We start from the raw sequence: 19,285 nt of genomic DNA, 5'->3' as shown, positions 1-19,285 counted from the left end.
ATTGAATTTCTGCTTTCAATCATTCTATTTTAGATGCATTGCCGCATTTCTATATTTCAAAAATCTTTCTCTGAAATTCCAGGGCCTTTTTCGCATCTTCATCCAGGGCATTCTCACTGATGTCCGGCACGATCTCCCGCCATACCTTAATGTCCTTTCCAACCTGGCCGCCCGGCATTACAAATGGTTCCATAACGACTGTGCCGTCATAATGGATTTCCTTAAGGGCATCACCGATCACTTTCCATGGCATACGTCCTGCCCCGGGTACCATACGGTTGCATTCTCCTGTGTGAAAATGTCCCAGCAGTTCACCTGCCGTACGGATTGCATTACTGATGCTTTCTTCCTCAATATTCATATGAAAGGTATCCAGCATCACCTTCACATTTCCTGCTTCCTTTTCCAGTTCCCGCACACTTTTTACAAACCTCGTTCCTTCCTCAGAAGTATTAATCACATGATTTTCAAAACGGTTCAGACATTCCAATCCCAGCGTCTTGATCCCATATTGGGCCGCCGCTTTTCCCATCCTGGCAATCCCTTCGATTCCTCGTTCCCAGTCCCCCTTTTTATCGATCGTACCACGATAGTCAACCGGCCAGCAGGAGTATAAAGCGCCTCCGAGAAGGTCCGAACCGATTTCCTCCATACGTTCAAAAAGGTCTTTGTAAAATTCCAGTGCATGCGTCCGAACCGAGGCATCCGGAGATGCTATATTGTTTTCTGGAGCCGGTCCATATCCAACTGTCAGTCTTATTCTGTTTTCCTCCGCACATTTTCTCAATTCTCTCAGCTGATTTTTTGTATATCCAGGCAACGGACCTGCCGCAATCTCTAAAATGTCAAATCCCAGTGCGGCCGCTTTCTTTATATAATACTTATAATCTCCATCCCACTCATGCTCCCAGTAGGCATAATAAATACCATGCTGCATTTTTTCAGTTCCTCCTTTATGTCAAGACTTTTTTCTGCCGGCTCTTCGCAAAATCTCCACATTGAACACAAGAACCAGAAGCAATGCCGCCCCCCAGATCAAATCTCTGTAATAATTGCTGATAGCCGGAAACTGATTCAGGTAGGAGGAAAGCAGCTGCAATATAATAACCGCAAACGCAATCCCGGACATTTTGCCGGCTCCTCCGTTGGGATTGATGCCGCCAAGGACCGCAACTAAAATTGTCTGCATTGTATAGCTGGTTCCAAAATCCGCTTTTGCGGAATTGAGCCGTGACAAACTGATCAGCCCGGCGATCCCTGCCAGAAGTCCTGACATCATATAACATTTTATAATAGTAGCATTCACATGGATTCCCGCAAACCTGGCTGCCTTATCACTTGTCCCGACTAGATAGGCTCTCATTCCGAACTTTGTCTGTCCCATTATGAACGCCAGCACCGCCGTACATAATATGAAAATGATAAAAGGAAGCGGTATATTTAAAATCGTAAGGCCCGACAGCAATTCGATCTCTCCATTTACAGATACGGTACTTCCGCCGGATAATACCACAGAAATCCCCATAAACAGTTCATAACTCCCCAGCGTTGCAAGCATAGGCGGAATATGGAAACGACTGATCAGGATACCGTTAAAGGTTCCGCAGAGTGCACCTGCACAAAGAGCCGCCAGACATCCAAGCGCAACATTGCCCGGCATATTTGTCTGGAAAATGAGCCCGGCACAGATTCCGCTCAGATTTGCTACATATACGGTAGAAAGATCAATTCCGCCGCTCAGCATGCAGATTCCCATTCCCAGTGACATCAATCCGTATTCTGTCAGCTGCTTTCCAATAGACTGAAAGTTGCTTAAATTCACAAATGCGGTTGATTTTGTAACACCTGTTATGATCAACAGCACGATCAGAATGACCATCAAGCGTCTTACATTTTCATCAAAAGGAAGTTCTCTTTTCTTTTGTTTCAATATCTTTTCCATGTTATGCCTCCTTTTTCCTGCGTACTGCAAATGGATTGCCGGCTCTTTGCGCCTGCATCGCTGAAATTGCTGTCCCGACGATAATAATTGCTCCGATCACAACCTTTTCCCAATATACCGAGATACCAAACATGATCAGGCTGTTGCTTACCATAGTAATCAGAAATGTTCCCAAAAGACATCCTCGCAGCGTCCCTACTCCTCCGGACATCCTGGTTCCTCCCAGAATGACTGCTGCAATCACCAGCATCTCTGCCCCCGCATATTCATTCGGCATATAAAAATAAGACATCATTGCATAACACAATCCTGCGATTGCCGCAATCCCTCCATTGACTACAAACACACCGAAACGTACCTTTCTGACATTGATGCCTGCCCGCTCCGCGCTGACCTCGTCTCCTCCCAATGCGTATACGCTTCTTCCGACCATTGTATAATTCAAAATAAAATATGCGATCACATAAAGCACGATCATAATGATAAATGTCCCCGGTAATGCGGAACCCAGGCCGGATTCCTGATTTTTCACCGTCGCAATATTGATCTTGCTCAGCGCATACAGCTTCTCCGGCAACTCCGTGCGGCCTGCTTCAAATGCGCCAAATAATATTCCGCTGCAGATCGAGGAGGTTCCCAGCGTTACGATCAGGCTGTTAAAGCGGTACTTTACTATAAAGAAGCCATTGATGCATCCGATCAGGCATCCAGTGAGGACGGCGATCAAAAAAACCGGTACAACTCCAAGATTCCATGCATTTCCAGCCATAACCGATATATATGCGGACAATGCCGCAATCAACGGAAACGATACGTCCGCCCCGGTACTTACAAAGCTTAAAAGCGCACAGACCGCATAAATTCCCGGTACGATCATGGACCTTACAAGATCCATAATATTATTGCTGGTAAAAAACTGTCCGGATCGAATCTGAATGATTGCTGCAAATACAATGATGATACAAAGGATATAAAACTCTGTCTGCCTGACTGCCCTCTTAATCTTTTTATCCATTTTTCCTTCCTCCTAAGCGGTCACTCCGTACAAATTCTCGTTATTCAGATCTTCTCCCGTCAGCTCTCCGGAAAATTGTCCTGCTTTCATAACGATTGCCCTGTCACAGAGTGCCGAGACTTCCGCCACATCATCTGAAACGACCAAAATTGCCATCCCGGTTGTTGCAAGTTCCCTCAAAAGCTTATGGATATCATATTTTGCCCCGATATCCACGCCTACTGTCGGCCCGTTCAGGATCAAAACCTTTGGTTTTGTTGCCAGGCATCTGGCCAATACTACCTTTTGCTGATTACCGCCGGACAATGTAGATACCGGAAGCGTATGATCCTTCGTAGCAACTCCGATATCATCCACCCAGGATTGTGACAATGCCTTTTCGTCCTCCTCCTTTAAAAAGCCTGCTAATCCGGCAAGTTCGTCCAGACATGTGACCGCAATATTTTTATAGATGGGCTGAGGCAAAAACAAACCTTCCGTAAGCCTGTCCTCCGATACTAAAGCAATTCCACATTTCTGAGCATCTGCTACGGAATCCAAATGAACCTCTTTTCCTTCCACAAAAATGCTTCCTGAAAATGGCCTGAGCATCCCAAACAATGCCAGACTCAACTCTGTACGGCCGCTTCCCAGCTGTCCGACAATCCCCAGGATCTCCCCTGCCCGCAGATCAAAACTGATATCCTCAAATCCAGGAGCTGACAGGCTGCTGATCCGCAGCAATGAGTCTTTATCCTCAAAACTCTGGAGCTTCTTCTCCGGAATTGCGTCAAAATTTCTTCCTGTCATATAATATGTAAATTTTTCTTCATTCATCTCCTGGATCGGACAGCTATGCACATTTTCTCCGCTTCTCAAAATAGTGATACTGTCGGAAATCTCAAATACTTCATCCAGCTTATGTGAAACAAACAGGATCGTAATCCCCTCTTCTTTCAATTCGTTGATGATCGCAAACAGACGTTTTACTTCCTTACTTGTCAAAGCAGTCGTCGGCTCGTCCATGATGATTAATTTCGCATTATGCAAAAGCGCCCGGGAAATCGCAATCAGCTGTTTATCTGCAACCGGCAGAGACTCGACTCTTGCATCCAGGTCCACATCAAAATTTATTTTTCTCACTGCCTCTTCCGCAATTTTTCTGTACTCTTTCTTGTTTACAAATTTCTTCTTTTCCGCAAGAACCTGGTTAAATGCCAGGTTTTCCATCACTGTCAGATTGGGAAATATGGAAAAATCCTGATAAATCACCTGAATTCCTGCCGCAATCGCATCTGCCGGTTTCAGATTCGTATATTCCCTGCCGTCAATCTCAATGGTTCCCCCATCCGGCTGATAAAATCCGGAGACCACCTTGATAATCGTAGACTTTCCGCATCCGTTCTCCCCTGCCAGACAATGTATTTCTCCCTTTTTTATGGTCAGATCCACTCCCTTGAGCGCATGGACACCGCCAAAGGATTTTCTAATCCCCTTTACGCACAGTACATTCTCATTCATATCATCGCCACTTCCTTTCAAAATAGCTTTTCAGACCGGGCGGCCTGTATATGGCCCGTCTCCCATGTACCAGGCCGCCCAAAGACGATACAGAAACCCTTGCCGCCGGCAGATTTTCTGTATACAACGAGATCCAAATGTTTAAAAATCGTATTCTTCAATATTGTCTTTTGTTAAGATCAGGGGAGCATCTCCCAGGAGGCACCTGTTCTTTCCTTCTACCATCTTAACACTTTGATACCCCTCGCATCCGAGATCGGATCCCTCGCCTACTTCTTCACCGCTCAGCACCTGGTATGCCACATTGCACATCGCATAGCCGGCCAGTGCCGGATCCCACAGGCATACCGAATCAATGGTTCCGTTATTTACATAATCCTTACATGCATTCGGCGTCCCAACGCCTACGATGGATACCTGTTCTGAAAGTCCTAATTCCTCCACAGCCTGTGCCTCTCCCAAAATATCAACCGATGCAGCGCCGGTAAATCCTGCAAGAGCGTTATTTGCCTTTAACAGCTCTTTTGCTTTCTGATACGCCGTGTCTACCTTTTCAGAGGATTCCGCCGATGGTACGGTATCGTTGATCAGCTGCATATCCGGATAGTTCTCTTTCTGATATTCATATTCCGCATTGGAATATTCCATGTGGGTCGTAGATGTCGTATATGCAACCATCTGCGCATAATCTCCCGTTTCCCCCATTGCCTTCGCAAGCTCCTGCATCATGGTCTGCCCAAAGGACTCCGCCGTAAATGCCTCCACATCGAAAAGCGTGTTGTTCAGGTCAGAGGCTTCGTGACTGATCACTACGATTCCTTTTTCCATTGCGCTTTTCAGCACGGATTCTAACGCACCGGGATCTGTTGGAACGACACAGATTGCATCTACCCCCTGGTTGATCATATCCTCAACCAGCTGAACCTGTGAGGCCGCATCCGCATTTGCCGGTCCTTTTTGTATTACATTCACAGCCATCTTTTCCCCAAACTCATTCACCCCTGTTTCCATACGTTTAAACCAATCTGAGGTTCCGTCTTTTACTACCACGGCAATGGTGTATTCCGAAGAATCTTTTTCTGATTTATACTGAGCTGTGTCAAATAAATCTGCCGATACTTCCGTATTTCCATCATCCGATGATGTCCCTGAAGTAGTACCGCAGGCCGCCAGACCAATGATCATAGATACTGATAACATAATTGCAAATAATTTCTTTTTCATAAGATACCTCCTCTTTTTATTCCACATTTCTGTGTCTCTTTTCCATGTCCTCATTTGTAAGTCCCATTTCATTTTTTAACATCATTACGATCACATCAAAAAATATCAAAAGTGCCTGTTCAAACTGATTTCCCATCATCTGGGCAGTCGGTACATATTCCTCTTCCAAATGATATACAGCTTTGTATGCCATCGCCGGAATTTTAACTACCGCATCCGCAATCGACAGCAGGAAGCCTTCTGATGAGGGAGTTACCAGTAAAAGGTACGCGCCTTCCCTCTTCGCATTTCCGCAGATTGTATTCTCATGCGATACGTCCGCACTGCCGCAGGCGCAGATAAATAAATCGCCTTTTTGAACCGCCGGAGTCGTATCATCCCATATCCAATGCGCATTTTTTCCCAGATGCATCAGACGCATTGCAAATGCCTTTGTAGAAATGCCTTCTCTTCCCGCACCTAATAAAAAAATACGGTCTGCCGATTTGATCTTATCGAGCAGGATTCGGATCCCTTTTTCATCGACCCTCTCAAATACTTTTGTAAGTTCATCAAGCGCACCTTTTGACAATTCCTGAAATCCCTGCATCATCTCACCTCATATTTTTTATCATCCAAACGTTTCAGTGCTGCCATTCCATCCTCGTGCGTGCCGGTATAACTGCTGAACAGCCATGCTTTGATCATGGACATGGTAAACTCAATCCCCTGTTTTTCCATCATCCACGCACCGGTACATAGAATATTTCCATTGTTATCATTTTTGCTCAGAACAGCAGGCAGGACATCATAGCACAGCACCGCCCTGATCCCCGGCACCTTATTTGCAGCCATTGCCATTCCCTGTCCGGTACCGCACATCAGAAAGCCATAATCGCCCTCTCCGGAGATTACTTTTTCCGCAACGGCTTCCGCGATCTCGGCAAATTTTCCTCCGTCTGGTTCTTCCGAAGATGTACATCCTACATCTTCGATTTCGTATCCTTCTTTTTTCATAGCAGCGACCAGCCTCTTATAGAAGTGAAACGCTGCCGGATCACATCCAAAAATCAGCTTCATAAATTTCCTCCTCTGAATGTAACCGGTTTCATATAAGTCAAAAAAAATTTGCAGAAGCCGGCGGGAAATTCCCGCCGTTTCTTTTTAGAAAGTCTCCCGGATAAGCGGAGCTTCCAGCAATATATTCTGTATCCGTTTTTCCGGAAATGCGATTCTGCTGATCAGAAGCTCTGCCGCTCTTTTTCCAAGCTCATATGAATCCCGCTCAATATAGTTATGAGGAATGCCTAAAAGATCGAGCATTTCTATTTTATCCAGACTTACGTGTGTATAGGAATCTGTTTTTCCATTCTCTCTGACAGCCTGCAGATATCCTTTCCCAAGGCTGTTGTTGCAGGTGATCACTGCGGTTGGCTGGTCCTGTTTCTGAAAGATTTCCTTTGCAGCCAAATACGCATAGGACTGTTTATATGTACCCTGGTATATCAGTTCTTCCCTGATTTCCAGCCCCGCCTCTCTCAAACCGTCGAGATAGCCCTTATATCGTTCTGACGCCAAAATATTGCTTTCATGATTTCCATTGATCACTGCGATTTTTTGATGTCCTGCTTTTGCCAGTGCAATCACAGCATTTTTCACAGCTGTCCTGTCGTCAAAATGGATGGTATCAAAGGGAAGTGCGATATCCCTGTCTATGCAGATTACCGGGCAGCTCAAATTTTCTAATTCCTTTTGAACCTTTTTCTTTTTTCCCATCGCCGGATAATTATCCGCCGGGACATAAAGCACACCCCTGACCCTCTGCGTCCTCATCAAGTCTAATGCCATACTGTCCTTCTTTTCATTGTCCTCGTTACTGCAGTAAAGTAACGACAGTCCGTTCTTATTCGTAATCTCCTCAATTCCGGAAAACAGTGTCCCAAAAAAACTGTTGCTGATCTCCGGGACAATCACGCCCACCGTAGAAGATACTCTTTTTGACAGGTTTTGTGCTGTTGCAGATGGTGTATAATTGTACTCTTTCATAATAGATTCAATTCTTTCTCTTGTACTGCCTTCTACCATTTCCGGAGAATTCAGCACCCTTGATACCGTCGCCTTCGACACTCCGGCTTTCACCGCAATATCTGATATTGTTATATTCTTCATGACATTCCTCATTGCGCCTCATGATGTAACCGGTTTCATCATGAGAGCATTATAAATCTCTTTTTCTGGTTTCGTCAATAGTTTTTTTGCTTTTCTATCTTTTGCACAATTTTAAATAAAATTCTCTTACTTTTGGGACTGTTTTTTTATGAAAATGCGCCAAATTTAAAACCGGTTTCAATCCAAAATAGAATTCTCATTTTTCTTTTTCAAATTTCATATACTATTTATGTTCAATATTTTCATTCAAAGATTCGCGTAATTTCCCGATACCTATTGACCATGCGATAAATCTCTACAAACTCATTTCCAAATTTATATATGATCACATAATCTTCCCATATCGCATATTTATAATCTGTCCGAAAGCTGACTCTTTTGGACAGATCCGAACCCATTCCTGGAAACATCTGAAGATTCTCAAACTTGCCGTAAATTTCCTTTATGGTCTTTGCAGCATATTCTTCATTATCCTCAGCAATACGATCTCGGATGTCCTTCAAATCCTTTGCAACAATCGGATTAATCCTCAGTTTTAACATTCTATTCCCCCATAAGTGATTTCAATTCATCCAGATCAAGCCAGCCTTCACCGTCTTTCACTGCCTCTTCGACTTCCTGCAGCTTCATCAGAAGCTTTTTCTCTGCACGATCACTCTCATAATCTTCAATATCCATGACTACAAAACGGCCTCTTCCATTCTTGGTCAAATATACCGGTTCTCCTTTATGACAATTCTTCAGGACTTCATTATAATTTCTCAAATCAGATACTGGTAAAATATTTGCCATATTCTTTTAGCTCCTTCCTTAATTTCATATTATTTCTGCTGCTTTTATTATACCTAAAAAGTCATAATATTCAACGTAAATTTTTACAGCTTCTATTGAACATTTTTTAGCGGTTCTATAATTTACTAAATTCACACCGGTATACTACCCTCACGCACAGCGCCCCATACCCCGCATATGCAACTGGTATCCGTCTTTTCCGCTTGATATTCCGCATAGCTCTTTCCCTTGCTGCCCTTGCCGTGGACGACAACGGACAAGCCCAGTTCCATGGGAACCGGAACCCCTGCATGCATCAGGGCATTTCCGTCAAATATCCGGCCTTCCATACCTTTGTGATCTGCCCGGGGCTCCACACCGGTATAAGGCTTCACGTCCCGCGCCTCCGCTTCACACCGATACACGCCATCCGGCAGAATCCCTCTGCACCGGATATATGTAAGAGGCGCGTTTCCATGGGCATCCAATGACACCACGTTCAGCAGCATCTTGGTCTGATCTTTGGAAACAAAGCACCATGCCGTGGCCTCCCTGTCTGTCTCAGGATCGTGGAGACGGTAATAGATTCCCTGGTTGATCAGCTCCCCGTACTTTTTGTAATCCCGGATCTGCTGCCTGATCTCTTCCTTCTCTGCTTCCGTGAGCAGTTCCAGATCCAGTTCATAATCGAAGGTGCCTGCCATGGCAACGACACCCCTTGTCCGAAACTTCGTCGTCCTTCCTGTCTGGTGGTTGGGCACTGCGGATACATGGGAACCTACCGCGGAAATGGGATAGCCGAAGGAGGTTCCATGCTGGATCCGGATCCGCTCGATGGCATCCGTATCGTCGCTGCACCAGATCTGCGGGGTATAGTACAGCATTCCCGCGTCGAATCTGCCGCCGCCCCCGCTGCAGCCCTCGATCAGAATGCGGGGATATCGTTTTATCAGGCGTTCCAGAAAATCATAGACGCCCAGCACATACCCGTGCATCACCTTTGCGTAATTCTGGTATGCCGGGTTCCGGACACCATCACAGATCCGCTCCGGCCGTCCAGACGCATTTCCCGATTCTGCCAGGCTGGTGTATACATCACAGATACTCCGGTTCATATCCATTTTGATATACTCCACATTGGCCGAATCCATGACCTACGCGATCTGCTGGAACACATGATCCACCACCTCTTTTCTGGAAAAATCCAGTACAAGCTGGTTCCGGCATCTGACCGGACTGCGTCCCGGAATCCGGAAGGCCCAGTCCGGATGTGCCCGGAAAAGGTCACTGTCCTCATTCACCATTTCCGGCTCGATCCAGATTCCGAATTTTAAGCCCCGGGCGTTGATCTTTTCCACAAGCTCAGGCAGTGTGCCGCCCAGCTTCTTTTCATTGACCGCCCAGTCGCCCAAGCCGCTGTTGTCGTCGTCCCGCCTGCCAAACCAGCCATCATCCAGAACCAGCATTTCCACCCCCAGCTCCGCCGCCTGCTCTGCAAGCTTCAGAATTTTTTCCCCGGTGAAGTGAAAATACGTGGCCTCCCAGTTATTGATCAGCACCGGCCTTCTTGTATTTTTATAAATCCCTCTGCATACATGGTTTCGGATCATCTCGTGGTAAATGTGGGACAATGCCGCCAGCCCGTCCACTGAATAGGCCATCACCGCCTCGGGCGTGTACAGACATTCCCCGGGCGTCAGCGGATAATCCATCATTTCGTCCAGCATTCCGATCCGCAAGGGTGATCTCCACCGTATACGCCCCCCGGGCTCAGCCGCAAGGATTCTGATCCGAAGACGATTCTTCATTTTCACAGAAATACCGTTCCTCAAAAAAACTATGTTTTGTACTGCGGCCCTTCGCCTCGCACATGTCCTGCTCCGGGCCGGAATCCTGCACTCCATATAGGCCCTGCTGTTCAAAGCCGCACTGCCCTCCGCAGTATTCCAGTTCTTCCTGCAACGCTTCCTCCGTATCATACACCGCAGGCAGTCCCGGGATGGCATACTTTCCTGTACGTACCGCATGGCTCTGATAGCGCAGGTCCGCCCCGAAGATGCCTTCCTCATTCCGCAGGCTGAACGCCGCGCTCCGGAAATCTCCGGTTCCATAGCAGGGGAACTCCTGGGGGAGAAAGTCCAGGGACATGCCCCGGTCGCCTCCCGCGTCATATGGATTTCCCGCGAACCCGCAGTCATAGTACTGGAGCAGATAGCTCATATCATTTTCTACTCTCGCGCCGTAATACAAATGCAGTAAAAAGCCAAGCGGATGGATGCCGATCTGATAAGTCGTATGCTTTGTCTGTATCGTGATTGTTTTCATGAGCTGCTTCCTCCTTGTTATTGTTCACTTGCCAGCCAATCACCACGCCGGCCGACAAGTGAACCGGAACTTCTCCTTTCCCCCACAGGCTTTATTTTCCTCCGGTCATGGCCACGCCTTCGATGAACTGCTTCTGGAATACCAGATACAGCGCCACCATCGGCAGCATTGCCAGAAGAGAGCCTGCCATCAGCACCGGATAATTGGTGCTGAACTGTCCGTTCAGACTGGAAAGTCCGGCAGACAATGTGGTTGCGTTGATATCCGTATTGACGATCAGGGGCCACATCAGGTCCGTGTACGCAAACACGGCGGTAAATACGGTCAGGGCCGCAACGGAAGACCGGGTCAGCGGGAACATAACCTTATAGAAGGTCTGCCCCGGGATCATCTGCTGGACGATGATCAGCGTAAACAACACATTTTTTCCTTTAAAATTTAATTTTGCAAATGCATATCCTGCCATGGAGCAGAAAGCCACCGCGCAGACTACGCGGATCACGATCATCAGAATCGTGTTCAGATACAGCTTTCCGAAGGGCAGAAGGTCGGTGGCCTTTGCAAAGGAAGCCATATTCCAGTTCGACGGCAGGATCGTCGGCGGGATCTGCATGACCTCCGCATTGGTCTTAAACGCGGTGAGCAGCATCCAGATAAATGGAAAGATCATGATGACTGCTCCGATGATCAATGCCACATAGGTAAGCAATGTGGACATTCCCTGTTTTTTCTTCATCCTGTATACCTCCAATTTGCGCAGCAAATGGATTGCCTACTTGCCCGCCATCTGCGAAGCAGATTTTTAATGCGGGCAATTCCCGTACTTGTAACCAATTTGCACAGCAAATGGATTGCCTGAATCAATACTCCTCGATCGCCTCGGTCACGGAATCCTGCATTTTCTGGATTCCTTCATCCACATTCAGCGTTCCCGCATAGATATCCAGCATGATCTGCTCTACCCTCGGTTCCCAGTCCGGACGGGACGGGTTGTTGACATATTTTACACTGTAATCAAATGCATTGATCAGATTCCCCACACTGAGTTCAAATCCGTTATCTTCAAATGTCTTTACCCAGGTTTCTTCCAGTCCATTGTATGCCGGGATCGCAACACCAGATTCCCCCTGGATCCTCTGCCCTTCCTCGGAGCCCAGGAATGCCAGGAAATCCATTGCCAGCTCCTTGTTCTTGCCTTCCGCTGCCGTTGCATAGGAAACACTGTTGGAGATGACTGCACGTCCGTCGCCGTCTGCCGGATCCGGACATTTCGGAAGCACTGCCACATCCCATTTTCCATTCATATCCGTATAGGTATTGCACAGGTTCGCCAGATCCCAGTTGCCTGCATAGTACATTGCGCCCTCGCCGGAGAAAAACAACTCGGATGCGCCCGTATTCGCGAACTGTGCTTGGGTCGGACACCAGTCGTTGTTCTGGATATTTACAAAATACTCGATCGCGTCCGCAGTCGCCGGATCCGTATAGTTTGCTTTCGTGCCGTCCTCATTTAAAATCGTTCCGCTTATTGTAGAGAAACGCAATCGTATCCTTATCCTTCGGCACGCCGTATACCTTGCCGTCGCTTCCCTTCGCATTTGCTACGGCGATCTCGGAATAATCGGACTCATTGATGATCTCGGAGCAGTCCGCCAGGATCCCGTTATCCGCATACTTGAACATCTGATTGGAATGCATCCAGAAAATGTCAGGCAGGGTATTGCTTGTCGCCGCGCCCTCCAGCTTGGTCCAGTACTCATCCCATCCGGTCGCCTGCACTTCGATGCTCACATCCGGATTCTTCTCTGTGTATGCGTCTGCGATGGCTTCCATACCTGCCTTCTGTCCCGAATCCCAAATCAGGAAGATCAGCTTTCCGCTCTTCGCTCCTCCGTCGCTTCCGCCTGAACCGCCTGAACCACAGCCTGCCAGGCATCCCATTACCATCGACGCCGCGAAGAATACAGAAACTCCTTTTTTTACCCATTTGTTCATTTTTACGTTCCTCCCATCCGTATTTGCAACTCATCCGCTTGCGCAGATTGAAAATGCGGGCAATGCCGCATCCTAAAATGGCATCAACAAATATACCCAAATCAAATATTTTTCATTTGAGGCCAAAAATACATATTAAATTTTCTTATAACTGAATTTCTTTCGAACCGGCCGGTTCTTCTTGACTTTACGCCCATCTCTGTTGGACTGTGTTTATTATATTTTAAGAAATGACTTTTTGGAATATCCGGCGCAATCTAGTTATATACCCTGGTGCACACTTTCTTGTCAAAAATGCATATTCATGTGCTTTATGGTATATCTTGAAAATCATACCAGTGAATGATTGAATAATCCGATGCTTCATGATAAAATAAATTTCAGTTGTACAATTGGATGATACAGAGATCATCCAACTGTAAGAATGGGGTGATTCATGTATGAATGACATTTTTTATGTTTTACAGAATCAGACTTTTATTGACCTGTGCATTTACCAGTTCGGTTATGCGCAGAATGACCCTTTGTCTTCTTACGGCCCGCATATCCGCTCTCATTATCTATTTCATTATGTCATCTCAGGCTGCGGGACCCTACAGGCTACGGATGAGAACGGAACGGACCATACATACCATATCCGCAGCAACCAGGGCTTCCTGATCGTGCCGGGGCAGATCACCACCTATACTGCAGACAAGAAGCATCCCTGGGAATATACCTGGATCGAATTTGACGGCATGCACGCAAAGGAAGCGCTCATGCTGTCCGGGCTTTCGATCAATAATCCGGTATATCGGTCCTCGGAAAAGATTTATTCCGCCAAGCTGAAGGAATCCATGCTGTATATCGCGCATCATCCCACGGAAACGCCTTTTAACCTGCTGTCCCACCTGTACATGTTCATGGACTGCCTGATGCGTTCCTCCGCATCCAGGACCACGCCGTCCACCAGCGGGATGAGTACCTATTATCTGGAATGGGCGTTCAGCTATATTGCACAGAATTTTCAGAATGATATCACCATTGCGGGGATTGCGGAGTCCTGCAAGATCCATCGGAACTACCTGTGCAAGATCTTCCGGGAGCATGTGGGCGTCAGCCCCCAGGAATTTCTGATCACTTACCGGATGAACAAGGCAGCGCAGCTTCTGAAAACGACCAGTCTGTCGATTAAGGATATCGGCAGTGCGGTTGGGTATCCGAACCAGCTGCATTTCTCCAGGGCATTTAAAAATACTTACGGGGTATCGCCGAGCCAGTGGCGGAAAGCGCAGCAGGGCAGGGAGAAAGAGAGAGAGTCTAATTGAAAAAATACCAACTGTACGGTTGGATGCTCTAAAGAGCCTCCAACCTACTCATCCATTCGCAAAAACCGTGCTTACACACTCTAACGTCTGCTAACGCCGCCGCTTTTTTATAAAAGCGAGGCAAACGCAACCGCCCCCGCAACGGTACAGAGCCCGCTGACCACGATCGCCAGGCTGCTCATGGCTCCTTCGATCTTCCCCATTTCCATCGCCTTCGCTGTCCCCACCGCATGGGAAGCGGTTCCGATCGCGAGCCCCCTGGAAATAGAATGCCTGATCCGGAATACTCTGCACAGGGTCTCTGCGGCCATATTTCCAAACACACCTGTAATGATGATCACAGCCGTAGTGATCACCGCATATCCCCCCAGCTCCTCCGATACGCCCATCCCGATAGCGGTGGTAATGGACTTGGGCAGTAATGTCACATACTCCTCATGGGTCAGCCGGAAAAGGACGGCCAGAACGAGGACCGACACCAGGCTTGTCAGCACGCCGGAGAGAATTCCAATGCAGATAGCCGCCGCATGCTTCTTCAAAAGCTCGATCTGCTGATACAATGGGATCGCCAGGCTGACCGTGGCCGGGGTCAGCAGGTAGCTGAGATATTTTGCGCTGCTGTTGTAGGCGTCATAATCTACTTTGAATGCGGCAAGAAACGCGACTACCAGCACAATGGCAATCAGCAGCGGATTCAGGATGGGCAGCTTCCATTTCTTTTTTACCGCCGTTCCGATAAAATACCCCGCCAGGCTGAGAACGACTCCCAATGTGGCGGATTCCAGAAAAAACTCATTCATTTTTATTTTCCTTTCCTGGGAAATTCAATTACCTGCTGCTTTGCGCAGGACAAAATTTCCACCCGTACGGTTGATGATACATGGAAATTCGTATCACTTAAATGATCTGCTCCCGCGCCTACTAATCTTTGTGCTTCAGCATAAAATCTGTCACCTTTCCGGTCACAAGCATGACCAGACAGGTAGTTGCGGGAATGATCACGCACAGCGGAACCACCATTCCCCGCATCTGCTCCCAGGATACCAGAAGCCCTGCTGCCGGAGGGATAAACATCAGCGGCATGATCTCGATCAGAAATTCCCCCGCCTCCTTCACCTGGTCCAGTCTCACCACTTTGAAAAACAGCAGGGCGAACAACAGCAGCAGTCCGTAAATACTGGCCGGGATCGGAAGCGGAATAAGATATTTTAACAGCTCGCCGACGCAGGTCACCGAAAGGATGATCGCAGATTGTCTGATATATTTCATGAGATTAATTCCCTTCTTTCGCATCATTTTGGTAACTGTTCAAAACCGTATTTTCGGAAATATACTGTACAGCATCTTTGTGAAGGTATTGAACAGGTACTATTTTGCTTTCTTAATATACCAGAAAATGCGCTTACAGGCAATCTGATTTTTAAAGATGTGCTTCTTCCTGCCCAGTCAGTGTTACTGTTCACACCCTTTGGGTGCTCCAGTAACAGTGTACGGCCAAGGTGTCACATGCAGCTTTGCAAATTTACTGTGCAGGTCAAACGCATGGTTCATGGGGCCGCAGCCTGCACCCAGATCGAGCATATCCGCAAGCGCTCCGGAAATATATCGCTTGGCGTTTTGGACTGCCTCTTCCATTCCCTGCCCCTTGGCAAGATTCGCGGCAATGGCGCTGGACAGAGTGCAGCCGGTCCCATGTGTATTTGGATTGTCAATGCGTTCACCCATGATCCATGTGCCTTTTCCCTCTGCGAACAGCAGGTCATTGGCGTCATTGACACTGTGGCCGCCTTTGCACAGTACGGTGCATCCGTATGTCCTGCTGATTTTTTCCGCAGCCGCTTCCATATCCGTTTCATTGCAGATGGGCAGACCGGAAAGGATCTCCGCCTCCGGAATGTTGGGAGTCACGACCGATGCCAGAGGCAGCAGCATTTTTTCCAGTGTTTGCACTGCTTCCTCCTCGATCAGCCGGGAACCGCTGGTAGTGACCATGACCGGATCCACTACGATATGTTCCGCTTGATACGCTTTGAGCCGATCCGCAATGGTTTCGATCAGGCCGGCGGATGATACCATGCCGATCTTGACCGCATCCGGACGAATGTCCTCAAATACCGCGTCAATTTGTTTCTGCAAAAATTCCGGAGTCACCTCCATGATCCCGATTACTCCGGTGGTGTTCTGTGCGACCAGCGCAGTGACCGCGCTCATGGCAAATACCCCGTTCAAGGTCATTGTCTTCAAGTCTGCCTGAATACCGGCTCCTCCGGTGGGATCGGTTCCGGCGATGGATAATGCTGTCCTCATTTGTTTTCCTCCTACTTATTTTGAAAAAGTCTGTTCCGCCAGTCTGCGCAGTTCCCTGCATTCCTCCTCGATATCTTCTGCAGAAAATATGGCCGATACCAGCGCCGCCCCGTCTGCCCCGGAGCCGGAAAGCTCCTGCATATTTTTCTTCGAGATACCGCCGATGGCTACAACAGGGATTGATACTGTCTCACAGATTTCTTTCAAAGTCTCGTAAGATACCTCGCTGGCATCCAATTTTGTGGTGGTATTGAATACCGCTCCTACTCCCAGATAGTCCGCTCCCGCTTCCTGGGCCGCGGCTGCCTGCTCCGCAGTCTGGACGGAGACTCCGATCATCATCTCCTCCCCTACGAGCGCCCTCACATTTCCGGCTTCCATGTCCTTCTGCCCCACGTGGATACCGTCCGCACCGCATTTTACCGCAATCTCTACGTTGTCATTGATAAAAAACGGGATCCCGTATACCCCGCAGAGCTTCTTCATTTCCAGGGCTTCTTTCAGAAAATTTTCCTCATCCAGTTCCTTTTCCCGGAGCTGCACACAGGTCACGCCGCCTTTCAGAGCGGCCTTTGTCTGCTCCATCAGAGATTGCTTTCCTGTCCACGCGCGGTCCGTAACAGCGTACAGGCGCATGGTTTCTTTTCTGCATTTCATTTTTTTCTCCTTTCGCTTTCAAATAGTCGGCAGTTGTTCCAAACGGCAGGCCGCAGACTTGTCTGCTTACGCCGCGGTTCCGGATATCGCTTATAATACTTTATATCTCGCTTTTTGCTCCAGTTCCTCTCCTGTAAGATGGCACATCGCGTCGATGATATGATTGCGGTAGGATGCATTTCCGTCCTGCTCTGTCATGCGCTGCCGTGCTTTTTCCCCGCAGATTCCCATGGCGCAGACCGCGGCGGCAGCGGCTTCCAGCGTGTGCTCCTGATTCGCTGTGACATAAGCCGCTGTCAGGGCGGTAAGCTGGCATCCGGTTCCTGTGATGCTGCTCATCATAGGATGTCCGTTGAAAATGCAATAGGCCGTCTTTTCATCGGCCACGATATCAATGGCTCCCGTGACCGCGATCACCGCCCCTGTTTTCCCGGAAAATTCTTTTGCGAATGCTGCTGCCTCCGCAAGATTTTCTTCTGTCACCGCATCCGCAAGATCCGCGTCCACGCCTCTGGTGCTGCCGCTCCCCAGCGCCAATGTCTTGATCTCGGAAATATTTCCGCGGATGACCGAAAATCTCACATGCTCCAGCAGATCCATGGCTGTGCCGGTACGAAGCCTGGACGCGCCGGCCCCCACCGGATCCAATACCACCGGGTGCCCCAGCTCGTTTGCCTTGATCCCGGCCTTTCGCATGGCGGGAATGGTTCTCTGATTCAGTGTACCGATATTGATGTTCAGCCCGCCGCAGATGGACGTGATCTCCTCCGCTTCCTCCACATCATCCGCCATGATCGGCGAGCCGCCGCAGGCCAGCAGGATATTGGCGCAGTCGTTGACGGTCACATAATTGGTGATATTGTGGATCAGCGGGTGTGAATTTCTGACATTTTCAAGCAGTTCCTTTCGCATCTGATTACCTCCTCGTACAGTTGTGCTACGGGCAAAATGATTTCCACCTGTGCGGTTGGAATGATTTTGACCCTGTTGAGTTACAATTTTGATACCGTTTCGTATCTATGCGCAAAAAAACAGGAGATACCTGGTACGGTATCTCCGAAAAAAATCAGCTCAGACTTCCTACGGCGGCATTATCCGCATCAGGTATAAGGGTCGAAGTTGATTACTTCCTCTCAGCCTGCCGATACAAGCTCCCCTGAGTATTTATTTTGCTTTTTCAGTGTAACACTGGTGCTGGGGTTTGTCAATCATCAAAACCTTTATCGGCCGGACACCGTGCAGCAAGTGCACGACACCGTGTGAACAGTAACTGCATCCAGACAGCACACTTCAGCATTACTTCTCCACCATATCCGCATACATCGGCGTTCCGCAGCCGAACCCGCCTGCCACTTCCAGGATCTGTCCTGACACCCATGCAGAATCATCGCTGGCAAAAAACAGTACTGCATTGGCGATATCTTCCACCTCGCCCAGACGTTTGATCGGAAGGTGGCGGACATATCCGTCGATAAACTGCTGAGGCAGAGAGAGCGCGGCATCAGTCCTGATGAAGCCCGGAGCCACGGCATTGCACCTTATATTGGCCCTGCCGTACTGCATGGCAATATTCTGAGTCAGCTTATCCAGTCCTGCCTTGGATACCCCATACCCGGTCCGGACCATGTCTGCAAATTCTCCATTCATAGAAGCAATATTGACGATCACACCGCCGCCGTTCTCGATCATGTTGGGGATGACTTTCTGGCAGCATGTATATGTAGAAGTCAAATTAAAATTTAATTGTTTTTCAAATGTTTCAGCCGGTGTATTCACGACATCCAGATCTGCCTTCACACCCTTTCCATTGCCGCCCTGATTGTTTACAAGGATATCAATCCTTCCGGCCTGCCTGATCACTTCTTCCACCATAGGGCCCACAGTTTCCAGTGAATAACCGTCATAGTTTACCACCTTAACCTGACGTCCATCCGCATTCAGTCTGTCGGCAATTTCCCGCGCGGCATCCGGCCTGCGGACCGCCATATATACGGCAGCCCCCTCTCCGGAAAGCTTTTCAACGATCGCTTTTCCAATTCCCCGGGTACATGCTGTCACAAGCGCTGTTTTTCCTTCTAATTTTCCCATACTATG

Annotated in this window: 21 protein-coding genes, 1 pseudogene and 1 riboswitch; of the genes and pseudogenes, 1 reads left to right on the top strand and 21 read right to left on the bottom strand. The window is 48.2% G+C overall.

Going from position 1 to position 19,285, the window contains the following annotated elements:
* Window positions 1-49: 49 nt before the first annotated feature.
* The 15 genes and pseudogenes from ACTOY7_RS01515 to ACTOY7_RS01445 form a co-directional block, all read right to left on the bottom strand.
* Window positions 50-937: a D-psicose 3-epimerase gene (locus ACTOY7_RS01515; protein WP_482671994.1), complete on the bottom strand. Its 888-nt coding sequence runs from the start codon at window positions 935-937 to the stop codon at window positions 50-52.
* Between the two features lie 21 nt (window positions 938-958).
* Complete coding sequence (locus tag ACTOY7_RS01510; protein ID WP_482671993.1) at window positions 959-1,942, bottom strand: ABC transporter permease; 984 nt, start codon at window positions 1,940-1,942, stop codon at window positions 959-961.
* Window position 1,943: 1 nt separating this feature from the next.
* The gene (locus tag ACTOY7_RS01505; RefSeq protein WP_482672453.1) at window positions 1,944-2,957 is read right to left on the bottom strand and encodes an ABC transporter permease; all 1,014 of its coding nucleotides are present in this window, start codon (window positions 2,955-2,957) and stop codon (window positions 1,944-1,946) included.
* Between the two features lie 12 nt (window positions 2,958-2,969).
* Complete coding sequence (locus tag ACTOY7_RS01500) at window positions 2,970-4,457, bottom strand: sugar ABC transporter ATP-binding protein (RefSeq protein ID WP_482672113.1); 1,488 nt, start codon at window positions 4,455-4,457, stop codon at window positions 2,970-2,972.
* Window positions 4,458-4,598: 141 nt separating this feature from the next.
* Window positions 4,599-5,681 carry an autoinducer 2 ABC transporter substrate-binding protein gene (locus tag ACTOY7_RS01495; RefSeq protein ID WP_482670487.1) on the bottom strand — a complete coding sequence of 361 codons (1,083 nt, stop codon included), beginning with the start codon at window positions 5,679-5,681 and terminating at the stop codon, window positions 4,599-4,601.
* Between the two features lie 16 nt (window positions 5,682-5,697).
* Window positions 5,698-6,273, bottom strand: a complete 576-nt coding sequence (locus ACTOY7_RS01490) for an SIS domain-containing protein (RefSeq protein WP_482670488.1) — start codon at window positions 6,271-6,273, stop codon at window positions 5,698-5,700.
* Window positions 6,270-6,740, bottom strand: a complete 471-nt coding sequence (locus ACTOY7_RS01485; protein ID WP_482670489.1) for an RpiB/LacA/LacB family sugar-phosphate isomerase — start codon at window positions 6,738-6,740, stop codon at window positions 6,270-6,272. The genes ACTOY7_RS01490 and ACTOY7_RS01485 overlap by 4 nt, the downstream gene beginning before the upstream one ends.
* Before the next feature lie 84 nt (window positions 6,741-6,824).
* On the bottom strand, window positions 6,825-7,829 hold the full coding sequence (locus ACTOY7_RS01480) for a LacI family DNA-binding transcriptional regulator (RefSeq protein ID WP_482670490.1): 1,005 nt from the start codon (window positions 7,827-7,829) through the stop codon (window positions 6,825-6,827).
* Window positions 7,830-8,071: 242 nt separating this feature from the next.
* The gene (locus tag ACTOY7_RS01475) at window positions 8,072-8,371 is read right to left on the bottom strand and encodes a type II toxin-antitoxin system RelE/ParE family toxin (RefSeq protein WP_482670491.1); all 300 of its coding nucleotides are present in this window, start codon (window positions 8,369-8,371) and stop codon (window positions 8,072-8,074) included.
* Window position 8,372: 1 nt separating this feature from the next.
* Entirely contained in the window at window positions 8,373-8,621 is a 249-nt protein-coding gene (locus ACTOY7_RS01470) for a type II toxin-antitoxin system prevent-host-death family antitoxin (protein ID WP_394682645.1), read from the bottom strand.
* Window positions 8,622-8,752: 131 nt separating this feature from the next.
* Window positions 8,753-10,339 (bottom strand): annotated as a pseudogene (locus tag ACTOY7_RS01465) (alpha-galactosidase); the annotation flags it as partial.
* A 31-nt stretch (window positions 10,340-10,370) separates the two neighbouring features.
* Window positions 10,371-10,925: a glycoside hydrolase family 36 N-terminal domain-containing protein gene (locus ACTOY7_RS01460; protein WP_482670492.1), complete on the bottom strand. Its 555-nt coding sequence runs from the start codon at window positions 10,923-10,925 to the stop codon at window positions 10,371-10,373.
* A gap of 91 nt (window positions 10,926-11,016) precedes the next feature.
* Window positions 11,017-11,661 (bottom strand): carbohydrate ABC transporter permease, encoded by a 645-nt coding sequence (locus ACTOY7_RS01455; protein ID WP_482670493.1) that lies wholly within the window; start codon window positions 11,659-11,661, stop codon window positions 11,017-11,019.
* A gap of 124 nt (window positions 11,662-11,785) precedes the next feature.
* Window positions 11,786-12,469 carry an extracellular solute-binding protein gene (locus ACTOY7_RS01450; RefSeq protein WP_394682648.1) on the bottom strand — a complete coding sequence of 228 codons (684 nt, stop codon included), beginning with the start codon at window positions 12,467-12,469 and terminating at the stop codon, window positions 11,786-11,788.
* Window positions 12,432-12,920, bottom strand: coding sequence for an ABC transporter substrate-binding protein (locus tag ACTOY7_RS01445; protein ID WP_394682649.1), 489 nt, complete (start codon window positions 12,918-12,920; stop codon window positions 12,432-12,434). The genes ACTOY7_RS01450 and ACTOY7_RS01445 overlap by 38 nt, the downstream gene beginning before the upstream one ends.
* A gap of 440 nt (window positions 12,921-13,360) precedes the next feature.
* On the opposite strand from ACTOY7_RS01445, the gene ACTOY7_RS01440 reads away from it, so the two are divergent.
* Complete coding sequence (locus ACTOY7_RS01440) at window positions 13,361-14,227, top strand: AraC family transcriptional regulator (RefSeq protein ID WP_394682650.1); 867 nt, start codon at window positions 13,361-13,363, stop codon at window positions 14,225-14,227.
* A gap of 107 nt (window positions 14,228-14,334) precedes the next feature.
* Here the strand turns inward: ACTOY7_RS01440 and ACTOY7_RS01435 are convergent, their stop codons facing one another.
* From ACTOY7_RS01435 to ACTOY7_RS01410, 6 genes are all read right to left on the bottom strand, one after another.
* Window positions 14,335-15,027: an LrgB family protein gene (locus ACTOY7_RS01435; RefSeq protein ID WP_482670494.1), complete on the bottom strand. Its 693-nt coding sequence runs from the start codon at window positions 15,025-15,027 to the stop codon at window positions 14,335-14,337.
* A gap of 121 nt (window positions 15,028-15,148) precedes the next feature.
* Window positions 15,149-15,496, bottom strand: coding sequence for a CidA/LrgA family protein (locus tag ACTOY7_RS01430; protein ID WP_160282435.1), 348 nt, complete (start codon window positions 15,494-15,496; stop codon window positions 15,149-15,151).
* A 183-nt stretch (window positions 15,497-15,679) separates the two neighbouring features.
* Window positions 15,680-16,534 (bottom strand): bifunctional hydroxymethylpyrimidine kinase/phosphomethylpyrimidine kinase, encoded by an 855-nt coding sequence (gene thiD, locus ACTOY7_RS01425; RefSeq protein WP_482670495.1) that lies wholly within the window; start codon window positions 16,532-16,534, stop codon window positions 15,680-15,682.
* Window positions 16,535-16,549: 15 nt separating this feature from the next.
* The gene (gene thiE / locus ACTOY7_RS01420; RefSeq protein WP_300884410.1) at window positions 16,550-17,191 is read right to left on the bottom strand and encodes a thiamine phosphate synthase; all 642 of its coding nucleotides are present in this window, start codon (window positions 17,189-17,191) and stop codon (window positions 16,550-16,552) included.
* A 90-nt stretch (window positions 17,192-17,281) separates the two neighbouring features.
* Window positions 17,282-18,103, bottom strand: a complete 822-nt coding sequence (gene thiM, locus ACTOY7_RS01415; protein ID WP_160282432.1) for a hydroxyethylthiazole kinase — start codon at window positions 18,101-18,103, stop codon at window positions 17,282-17,284.
* Window positions 18,104-18,251: 148 nt separating this feature from the next.
* A riboswitch (TPP riboswitch) is annotated at window positions 18,252-18,359 on the bottom strand.
* A gap of 128 nt (window positions 18,360-18,487) precedes the next feature.
* Entirely contained in the window at window positions 18,488-19,279 is a 792-nt protein-coding gene (locus tag ACTOY7_RS01410) for an SDR family NAD(P)-dependent oxidoreductase (RefSeq protein WP_300884408.1), read from the bottom strand.
* Between the last annotated feature and the right edge of the window lie 6 nt (window positions 19,280-19,285).

Source organism: Schaedlerella sp., assembly GCF_056796775.1.
The sequence above is the reverse complement of the archived record's forward strand: the minus strand, read 5'-3'. Positions and strand labels throughout refer to the sequence as shown.

Coding starts and splice junctions, on each gene's coding strand:
- ACTOY7_RS01515 (WP_482671994.1), bottom strand. CDS start 937: ATGCAGCATGGTATTTATTATGCCTACTGGGAGCATGAGTGGGATGGA.
- ACTOY7_RS01510 (WP_482671993.1), bottom strand. CDS start 1,942: ATGGAAAAGATATTGAAACAAAAGAAAAGAGAACTTCCTTTTGATGAA.
- ACTOY7_RS01505 (WP_482672453.1), bottom strand. CDS start 2,957: ATGGATAAAAAGATTAAGAGGGCAGTCAGGCAGACAGAGTTTTATATC.
- ACTOY7_RS01500 (WP_482672113.1), bottom strand. CDS start 4,457: ATGAATGAGAATGTACTGTGCGTAAAGGGGATTAGAAAATCCTTTGGC.
- ACTOY7_RS01495 (WP_482670487.1), bottom strand. CDS start 5,681: ATGAAAAAGAAATTATTTGCAATTATGTTATCAGTATCTATGATCATT.
- ACTOY7_RS01490 (WP_482670488.1), bottom strand. CDS start 6,273: ATGATGCAGGGATTTCAGGAATTGTCAAAAGGTGCGCTTGATGAACTT.
- ACTOY7_RS01485 (WP_482670489.1), bottom strand. CDS start 6,740: ATGAAGCTGATTTTTGGATGTGATCCGGCAGCGTTTCACTTCTATAAG.
- ACTOY7_RS01480 (WP_482670490.1), bottom strand. CDS start 7,829: ATGAAGAATATAACAATATCAGATATTGCGGTGAAAGCCGGAGTGTCG.
- ACTOY7_RS01475 (WP_482670491.1), bottom strand. CDS start 8,371: ATGTTAAAACTGAGGATTAATCCGATTGTTGCAAAGGATTTGAAGGAC.
- ACTOY7_RS01470 (WP_394682645.1), bottom strand. CDS start 8,621: ATGGCAAATATTTTACCAGTATCTGATTTGAGAAATTATAATGAAGTC.
- ACTOY7_RS01460 (WP_482670492.1), bottom strand. CDS start 10,925: ATGAAAACAATCACGATACAGACAAAGCATACGACTTATCAGATCGGC.
- ACTOY7_RS01455 (WP_482670493.1), bottom strand. CDS start 11,661: ATGAAGAAAAAACAGGGAATGTCCACATTGCTTACCTATGTGGCATTG.
- ACTOY7_RS01445 (WP_394682649.1), bottom strand. CDS start 12,920: ATGAACAAATGGGTAAAAAAAGGAGTTTCTGTATTCTTCGCGGCGTCG.
- ACTOY7_RS01440 (WP_394682650.1), top strand. CDS start 13,361: ATGAATGACATTTTTTATGTTTTACAGAATCAGACTTTTATTGACCTG.
- ACTOY7_RS01435 (WP_482670494.1), bottom strand. CDS start 15,027: ATGAATGAGTTTTTTCTGGAATCCGCCACATTGGGAGTCGTTCTCAGC.
- ACTOY7_RS01430 (WP_160282435.1), bottom strand. CDS start 15,496: ATGAAATATATCAGACAATCTGCGATCATCCTTTCGGTGACCTGCGTC.
- thiD (WP_482670495.1), bottom strand. CDS start 16,534: ATGAGGACAGCATTATCCATCGCCGGAACCGATCCCACCGGAGGAGCC.
- thiE (WP_300884410.1), bottom strand. CDS start 17,191: ATGAAATGCAGAAAAGAAACCATGCGCCTGTACGCTGTTACGGACCGC.
- thiM (WP_160282432.1), bottom strand. CDS start 18,103: ATGCGAAAGGAACTGCTTGAAAATGTCAGAAATTCACACCCGCTGATC.
- ACTOY7_RS01410 (WP_300884408.1), bottom strand. CDS start 19,279: ATGGGAAAATTAGAAGGAAAAACAGCGCTTGTGACAGCATGTACCCGG.